9 protein-coding genes and 1 pseudogene are annotated in these 8,679 nt (G+C 40.7%); 1 reads left to right on the forward strand and 9 read right to left on the reverse strand.

The window, feature by feature from the left end:
* Positions 1–73 precede the first annotated feature (73 nt).
* Positions 74–2,131 carry a poly-beta-1,6-N-acetyl-D-glucosamine N-deacetylase PgaB gene (gene pgaB, locus WA010_RS12805; RefSeq protein ID WP_422557508.1) on the reverse strand — a complete coding sequence of 686 codons (2,058 nt, stop codon included), beginning with the start codon at positions 2,129–2,131 and terminating at the stop codon, positions 74–76.
* Between the two features lie 114 nt (positions 2,132–2,245).
* Between pgaB and mutY the strand changes: the two genes are divergently transcribed.
* Positions 2,246–3,193 (forward strand): A/G-specific adenine glycosylase, encoded by a 948-nt coding sequence (mutY, locus tag WA010_RS12810; RefSeq protein WP_422557509.1) that lies wholly within the window; start codon positions 2,246–2,248, stop codon positions 3,191–3,193.
* Here mutY and WA010_RS12815 read toward each other — a convergent pair.
* The 8 genes and pseudogenes from WA010_RS12815 to WA010_RS12850 form a co-directional block, all read right to left on the reverse strand.
* Positions 3,188–3,946: an ATP-binding protein gene (locus WA010_RS12815; protein ID WP_422557510.1), complete on the reverse strand. Its 759-nt coding sequence runs from the start codon at positions 3,944–3,946 to the stop codon at positions 3,188–3,190. The two genes, mutY and WA010_RS12815, sit on opposite strands and share 6 nt — an antisense overlap.
* Positions 3,936–4,628: a 5'-methylthioadenosine/adenosylhomocysteine nucleosidase gene (locus tag WA010_RS12820; protein ID WP_422557511.1), complete on the reverse strand. Its 693-nt coding sequence runs from the start codon at positions 4,626–4,628 to the stop codon at positions 3,936–3,938. The genes WA010_RS12815 and WA010_RS12820 overlap by 11 nt, the downstream gene beginning before the upstream one ends.
* 12 nt (positions 4,629–4,640) lie before the next feature.
* Positions 4,641–5,417 carry a nitrilase-related carbon-nitrogen hydrolase gene (locus WA010_RS12825; RefSeq protein WP_422557512.1) on the reverse strand — a complete coding sequence of 259 codons (777 nt, stop codon included), beginning with the start codon at positions 5,415–5,417 and terminating at the stop codon, positions 4,641–4,643.
* The gene (fabD, locus tag WA010_RS12830; protein WP_422557513.1) at positions 5,399–6,334 is read right to left on the reverse strand and encodes an ACP S-malonyltransferase; all 936 of its coding nucleotides are present in this window, start codon (positions 6,332–6,334) and stop codon (positions 5,399–5,401) included. The genes WA010_RS12825 and fabD overlap by 19 nt, the downstream gene beginning before the upstream one ends.
* Positions 6,334–7,128 carry a helix-turn-helix domain-containing protein gene (locus WA010_RS12835; RefSeq protein WP_422557514.1) on the reverse strand — a complete coding sequence of 265 codons (795 nt, stop codon included), beginning with the start codon at positions 7,126–7,128 and terminating at the stop codon, positions 6,334–6,336. Before WA010_RS12835 ends, fabD begins: the two co-directional genes overlap by 1 nt.
* Positions 7,091–7,612, reverse strand: coding sequence for an FKBP-type peptidyl-prolyl cis-trans isomerase (locus tag WA010_RS12840; protein ID WP_422557515.1), 522 nt, complete (start codon positions 7,610–7,612; stop codon positions 7,091–7,093). Before WA010_RS12840 ends, WA010_RS12835 begins: the two co-directional genes overlap by 38 nt.
* 84 nt (positions 7,613–7,696) lie before the next feature.
* The gene (locus WA010_RS12845; RefSeq protein ID WP_422557516.1) at positions 7,697–8,578 is read right to left on the reverse strand and encodes a tetratricopeptide repeat protein; all 882 of its coding nucleotides are present in this window, start codon (positions 8,576–8,578) and stop codon (positions 7,697–7,699) included.
* Positions 8,579–8,679: pseudogene (locus WA010_RS12850) on the reverse strand (peptidoglycan-associated lipoprotein); the annotation flags it as partial.

The raw sequence follows: 8,679 nt of genomic DNA on the forward strand, positions 1-8,679 counted from the left end.
ACGGATAATAAAAGACATATCCTAGAATAAAATGCCAAAGTGAATGCCACAATATATCATATGTCATCATCCGTTACTCTTGAACAGTCGGAATAATATTGTTTGGCAGGTTCATATGTATATACACCGCTTTTTGCCCAAAAGCCTTTTTAATCGTATCGGCATTCGGGATATTTTTAAATACACTGTCAGGATAATACGCCATATGATGAATACCTAAACCATATAAATAAGTTATCGTATCATTCAATTCTTCAGACGAAATCGATTCATCATTTTTTCTCCAGTTGACCGTTTGCAACTCCATCACCGTACGCTCCAATCCACACTCTTCTTGTTTGACACGTTCAACTATTTTATCATAAAACTCTCGTGTATCACTTGCTTGTTCCATATACGGCATTGCCATGATAGCTGTGTAATCGTATCGATTGATCGATTTGCTCAACCCTTGGGCATACCACTCTTCCGCGTACTTGTTGAGTGCGACTTGAGCGTAGAGATTACGCGCCGTTTTAAGACCGGGGTGTTCATCTCGTATGATTTGAGCCAGTTGCATCGCAAAAGCGTCCAAATAGTCTGTTTTGAGGTTCGTCCACTTCTCATACTGTTCTCTGTCTACTCGAATTTTTGTCACGTTTGGTGTTAAGCCCCATTTTTTGTATTGGGTACGAGCCGCCTTGCTGTCATCTTCAAAATCTGATAATGTCACATCGTCATGAAACAATATACCGTCAATACGAGGCGATTTAGCCAAATCTTCGTAAATCTCTTTAATCACTTTTCGCGATTGGGGAGCAAACGGAGATAATCTCGGATATCCCATATTGAGATGACCTGAATCCACTTGCAATGTGACAACCGTATCGTTAGAGGCCGGATTACTGTGCGGTAACTGCCATGCCATCATCGGCATCCACGCATAAATACGCTTTACTTGGGTACGCGTCGCGATTTGCCACGCCACCCGATTAAAAAGATCGGCACGCATCGGTAGGTTTCGGTTGGGAAAATAGACATAATCCGCCGCACCGTTGGCATCAGGATCGGCAAAGGCTTGCAAATAAACCGTATTCACCCCCAATTTTTTGATCCGATCGAGCAAATCACCCAGATTTCTCTCCTGTTGTGCCGGATCGGCATCATACATATAATCCAAATCGATATGTGCCGCTTTGGTTACCCTATCATTATCAAGCAAATTTGCATTACGGGAGCGAATATTTTGTTCTAAATCTTTCAAACTCATCGTCTTATCGATCAAGATACGTCTTAGCCCCCATAAAGGGGTAAGGTGTGTATTGCTCCCGTCATCCAACGTTAATCCGATACTCATCCCCAAACGTTCTGCAATCGTGCGTGTTTCTTTGTTATAGTACCCGTACGGCCAAACCATGACACGAGGCTTTTGCCCTGTATATTCTTGTATAAAGCGGTTGTTTTTCAATAAGTCATTATAAATACGCTGCTGATACCGTTTTTCATCTTCATACATTTGGGCATCATTCAACCATTCGCGGGTAATCATAGCCGGTTGCATATTCCCCTGCGGATTGCCCTGTATCCCTTTATGGGAAGAATAGCTGTGGCTTGCATATTCGACTAAACCGCTTCGGGCCATTTCACGAATCTCTTTGTGACTTAAAAACTTGTTTCTCGGAATCTTATGTCCGTCAAAATCAACTATCTCTTTGGCTTCCATCCAACTGCCGACCAATGCAATAACAACCGGTATCTTATATTTTTTGATCAAGGGATAAGCATTGGTATAAACAGACTGATACCCATCGTCAAACGTCATCAAAACAGCTTTTGAAGGCAATGATTTCTTATATTTTCGATACTTTAGAATATCGTTAATACTGATAAATTGGTAGCCATTATCGATCAACCAATGAACCTGTTCTTCAAAGTGAGATGGAGTGACCGCATAGGTGGAATCGAGCGTTTCACTCTTATCCGATATTTCGTGATAACTGAGTACGGTAAATTCATTAACATTTTTGTCTCGACTGCACAGATTTGAAAGCTCATCAGATAGAAGCGTTGTAGATACAATACTGATGGATAAAAACCATATGAGTATAAGTTTAAAAAAAATATTTCGTTCTTGCATAAATGAGATTGTCATATTACGGTTACTTTGCTTTAAATTTTAACTAAAAATTATACTTGAAAATCTCTAAAAAACCCCAGTGGAAACAATAGCGACTCATTTTTTGTCTGATTGGATACAATTTCACTTATGAAGCATACACCTCAATCCTCCCTTCTTCGCTGGTACGAAAAAAACGGCCGTCACGATCTGCCGTGGCGTCTAACCGATGATCCTTACAAAATTTATCTTAGTGAAATAATGCTCCAACAAACACAGGTTAAAACTGTCCTTGAACGGTTCTATTTTCCCTTTCTGGAAGCATTCCCTACGATGGAGGATTTAGCCCGTGCAAGTCTCGATGATGTCCTAAAAAAATGGGAAGGTTTAGGATACTACACCCGTGCCCGTAATCTCCATCATGCGGCACGTCAATGTAACGGAGCACTACCCACAAATGCCTATGATCTAATTCAGCTCAGCGGTATCGGTCGCTCAACCGCCCATGCCATCGCCTCTTTTGCTTACCGAGAACCTCTTCCCATTATGGATGCCAATGTGAAACGGATATTGCACCGCTACTATGCACTTCAAACGCGTGATGAAAAAAAGCTGTGGGAATACGCTTATACCCTCTTTGACCCTGAGCATCCCTTTGAGTTCAATCAGGCGATGATGGATGTGGGCTCATCCGTCTGTCTGAATAAAAAGCCCTTGTGCGAATCTTGTCCGTTTGAGTTATGGTGTGAGGGGAAAAACACCCCACACTCCTACCCCGAACCTAAAATCAAAAAAATCAAACCGATCCGAACCCGAAATATTATCGTCTACCAGAGAGAAGATCGTTACGCTCTTATGCAGCGTCAAACACGATTTTTATCGGGTCTATGGGGATTTTTTGAGTGTGAAGCACTGCCGCACACCCTCTCAACGCCTTTGGGACATATTACCCAAAGTTACAGCCATTTTACCCTTGAAGCAGATGTTTATCTGAGTCTGAAAGAGATGAATGATGAGGGGTTTGAGTGGTTTAGCTTAGAAGAGATCGCACAGCTATCACTCAGCCGTGCTGATCACAAAGTAGTTAGTTTGTTATAAATTAAATCTACTTGGGTCAAAAAAAGCATCGTCGCTAATATGACCGAATGCCGAGTTGATTGAGACAAACAGATCAGGGTATTTTTGTTCCATCTCGAAAAGCATCGTTTTCATACTCGCACGGGCATGGGGCATTTTGACATCAAAACGCATAGATGGACACGCTTCATCGCCGATGGTCGGCATTTCGTTTTCCAAAGCACAGGCAGCAAGCTGACGTTCCCGCAACTGGATCAAAGGGCGTATAACGATTAGACCGTTTCCTGCTCGATACTTAGGTGCTAACGCTCTTAAATGACCGTTATAGATCAGATTCATAAAGAAACTCTCCGCCGCATCATCAAGGTGATGCCCAAGAGCCACTTTGTTGCATCCGAACTCTTTAGCAGCACTGTAGAGTGCTCCCCGACGCATACGGGAGAAAAAACTGCAAAATGACGAATTTTGGCGGATCTTATCAGCGGCGATTTCATAGGTATTGGTCTCATATACACGATGAGGAATCCCGTGCTGCGCACAATGTTCACACAATGCCGATAAATCTTCTCCCATCCCGTACGTTACCGTTACGGCAATAAGCTCGAATTTAAAGGGAGCACGCCGTTGTTGTTCCATCAACGCATGGATCATCGTGAGAGAGTCTTTCCCTCCGCTCAAGCCAACGAGGATTTTATCCCCCTCTTCTATAAGGGCAAATTCGCCGTTCGTACGACCTATTTTGCTCATTATTTTTTTACTGAGTTTAATCGCCAATACGTTTTACCATCTCTAAAATAAATTTGGCACTCACCTGTGCGGAACTTTTGAGGAACGTATCAAAATCGATCCCTGCATCCCCATCCGCACTGTCACTGATAGAGCGGAGGACGAAAAACGGAACACCGAAGTTATGACATACACACGCCACACTCGCCCCCTCCATCTCTAATGCATCGGCATTAAAGGTTTGCTCAATCCATGCTTTTCGCTCAGGCGAAGCAACAAACTGATCTCCCGTCGCAATAATCCCCTCATAAAGATCCACACCCATATCGATAGCAATCTCCGAAGCCAAAGAGCGTAGATCCTCATCGGTTTCAATCATAACCGAGCTCTCAGGGATAAAACCGTCCGGATGACCAAAAGCAGTAATATCGACATCATGCTGGCACAATTGGCTTGCCATAATCAAATCACCGATTTTAAGATCCTTGCTGATCCCTCCGGCGACACCACTAAAAAGAAGTGCTTTGGAACCGTAACGTTCTAACATTACCGAAGCGGTAATCGCTGAAAAAACTTTCCCGATTTTAGAATAGGCGATGACAAGTTCATGCCCTGCATACTCAGCACGATAATATACATTTCCGGCATGTTCTTCGCTCGTATAATCACCCAGTGCCGCTAAAATCGGATCGATCTCTTCACGCATTGCGCCCATAATGGCTATTCTCATTGATATCCTTGATCAGAAGTTTTTTGCTAAGTATCGTCCAACTTTTTGTAAATTACTATTAATCTCTACTACTATAGTCGTATCATCAAAAAGAGGTAGCTTGTATTCAACCATTCCTACCGGAGATACCACAAGGCTACCCCCCCAAAATCCTAAACCGTCTTCAAAACCAACACGATTCACAAAAATGACATAATTATGGCTTAGTAAAGCAGTCGTTTTGAGTAAAGCCTCCCATTGAGCTTCAATCTCAAGTCCTTTATTACCAAAATTACGTGCGGGAGAAGCTGCCAACACATAAACGATCTCTGCTTCCGATGCGGCAATAGCGGCAATACTTTCAGCACGCCATAGATCTTCACAAATAATCATCACGGCATTGCCATTCGGAGTTTGAAATGAATTTATTACATTACCTGCACTAAAATAACGTCCCTCTTCAAACATCCCATACGTCGGAAGATGATTTTTATGGTGGATATGTAGTAATGAACCTTTTGAAAAGTACAAAGCACTGTTAAATACATACCCATTATCCCACAATGCTGCTCCGATAACGATATCACATGTTTGGCTAGCTTCTGCTAATCCCTCTAATTCCTCCACTTTCCAAGCATCTTCAAACAATTTATCTTGGAGCGTATACCCACTCAAAGAAAGCTCAGGAAAGACTACTACGTCTGCCACCTCTTTATTTACTTCAATAAGAGCTAACACATCGACCAAATTAGTACGATTTAGTTTTGGTGCGGATTGGATCAGGGCAACTTTCATGAGAGAGCTTCGCATACCTTTGTCAGCGATTCCATATCTGAAATTCCCACAGTTTCTACATTCGGTGCATTGCGCTTATTAAGCCCTTTAAGGACAGCACCGTTTCCAAACTCAATCATCATATCGATCTCTTCGGCAATCGCTTCAATCGATTGTTTATATTTTACCGGTTTAATCAACTGTACTTTTAACAGATCCAACGCTTCAGATTTAGTATTATATTTTTCCGTAGAAACATTCGATACGATCGATGCGCTAAAGGTATCATTCACCATCTTTTCCATCGCTTCAACCAATGGTTCCATTGCAGAAATTAGAAGTGGACAATGACTTGCAATTGACATATTGAGCAATAATGCCCGCTTGGCACCCGCTTCTTTAAATACACTTTCCATCGCTTGCAAATCTTCTTTGATCCCTGCTACCACAAGCTGCCCCGCTTGGTTATAGTTCGCCGGCCAAACCTTTTTACCTTCATCGTTAGCTTTTGTACAGAGATCTTCAACAACTGCATCATCCAGACCCAAAATCGCCATCATTCCGGCATTAATACTTTCACATGCCTCTCGCATCAGTTTTCCACGCTTGTGTACCAACTCGACTGCATCAACATAATCAATAGCACCACTGGCACAAAGAGCACTAAATTCACCCAGTGAGTGCCCTAAAAACAATACGGCATCGCTCGGATGAGACTCTTGAAATAGTTTATAAGCAATCATCGATACAAGTAAAATAGCAGGTTGAGTATATTCAGTTTGATCGAGTTGAGTATTTTCTTCAAATAAAAGTTTGCTAAAATCAACTCCTATACGCTTACCTGCTTTGTCAAACATTTCACGAGCCAACGCACTGTTCTCATAAAATGATTTCCCCATACCAATACTTTGAGACCCTTGACCTGGGAAAATCATTGCGATTTTTTTAGACATTAACTCTCCTTGATTTCTAATTGATATTCACTATGTTCACTAATCTTTTTACGTAATGTATTTCGGTTCAAGCCTAATCGTTCTGCTAGCTGCAATTGTGATTTAAATCGCTTAATTCCTGCACGAATTAATGGAACCTCATACAAATGTAAAAAAGCTCGATAATCGTTATTATTTCCAAGCTTTTCTTCTAAATAATGTTCCATTATTTCCATCAAATCATTCTCGTTTATACTGTCAAAAAGATAATGAAGATAAACTTGACGTCGCAATGAAATGGCATTTTCACTGAGATCAGGATTAAACCCATTAAGATCAAATGGTTCAGATTTTCCCAAAGTATGCCGTGCCTCTTTAACAAAAGCATCGATTAACGCACTTACATCTTCACTACGTTCACTAAGAGGTGGTAATGCAAGACGAATCGTAAAAATCTCATCCAACTGATCTTGAGAGTAACGTCCACCGGCAGTAGCTACAACACGCGTCTGTGATTTTTGAATCGCTTCTATAAGACGTTTAAGGTTTGCCACATTATCAAGACGATGAATAATTATGTCACTATGACTCTCAATTGCATCCAAAAGTTCATCAAAACGGCTAGCATCAATGATGGGTGCATGAGGAAGTATGTAACGGGCAAGGGTAAGCTTACCCGTACCACGTTCTCCAAAAATAACAGCATTTACACCAAAACCTTTGAGTAAGTTAGCTGTTTTGAATGCTTCGACTGATGCGGCCGAAGCAGTTAAGAAATTAGTGGCATCCACAACCGTGATTTCCGCCACTTCCACAACATCCACTCTCTTCAACACGATTTTCAGCAGGAGTTCCTGTCATTGCTTCTTCAGCTGATGCATCACGAACATTCATAATGGTAACCGTGAACATCAAATCTTTCCCAGCAAGAGGGTGATTGAAATCAATGATGACCATATCATCTAGGATCTCTTTAACAGTAACTTGAACTGTTCCGCCATCTTCACCTTGACCGTACAATGTCATACCGACATTCAAATCGATCCCAGCAAATTGTTCACGCGGAAGTTCTTGTTGAGCTGTTTCATTATAGTCACCGTACGCATCGGCTGCTTTTACAAGAATATCACCTTTTTCTCCAATATTCATGCTGACAATTCCAGCTTCAAGACCCGGAATAATTTGACTTTTTCCGAACATAAATGTGAGTGGATGTCCCCCAATATTGCTATCTACGACGTTTCCGCCGTCACGTACTTCGTATTCAATCGATACGATTTGATTATTTTCAATTGCCATTTTAGTGCCTTAACTTTAGATTGTGCGATTTTAGCACATTTAGCTATAGTGATGCTGAAAATGCTTATTTAAGAAAAATATCACTTATTTCAGCTTAGTTAATTTTTCTTGCGCTTCCTTTGCTGCTCCGCTACCACTATATTTAGAAACAGTCATTTGATAAAATGCTTTTGCGCTCATTTTTTCACCTATTTTTTCCATCGATATTCCAGAATGTAATAATAGAGTCGGCATATAGCCCGCTTTTTCATTTCGTGAAGCACTATCTTTATAATACGAAACCGCATCTTTGTATTCATGACGTTCAAAATATGTTTCACCAATCATATACAATGCTTCAGCGGTTTTATATTTTTTTTGCACCATCTGTTCAAAATATTTTTGTGCTTCATTAAACTTTTGCTGATCAAAAAGTTTGTACGCTTCTTGTTCAATTTCCTTATTATCCATCTTTACAGAAACGATTGAAGAAGATGATAGATTAGGTACATTTAGTTTCAACTGTTTCAACAATACCGTAAACTGTTCTTTAGAAACATAATTTGCATTTAAATGATCGACTGTAGTCGAAAGTTCTTCAAGAAGTGCTTTAAACTGCCCTATATTCTCTGTATTCGCAATAACTTGTTTATTCAATGCATCCAATGTAAAGGAAGTATTGCTATCAGAGGCTAATAGATCTTGAATTTTTTGAAGTGCCAACGCCTGTTCATTTGATCGCTGACTAAGTCCTTCAATAATTCCCTGCATTCCTTCAAGTCGTTCAGACACTGTCTCAACTTTAGAAGTTTGAACATTGTTTTTTTGGATAACAGCTTGCAGTTCTTTTTTATTTTCAAGAATCAATTTCTCTTCATGGGTAAGACCGTACGGATTAGGAGAATTTAAATCACCCGCACCAAAAACCGAAGGTTCCGATGCAAATAAAGCGGCTGAAAATAAAATAGAAAGAGTTATGCTACGCATTTATGGAAGTTTAAAATCAACACGACGATTTTTTTCCCAACACTCTTGCGTTTTATTCAAACATACTGGGTTACTTTCACCAAAACTGACCATGCTAATAG

The sequence above is a fragment of the Sulfuricurvum sp. genome (assembly GCF_049305995.1).
Classification (GTDB): domain Bacteria; phylum Campylobacterota; class Campylobacteria; order Campylobacterales; family Sulfurimonadaceae; genus Sulfuricurvum.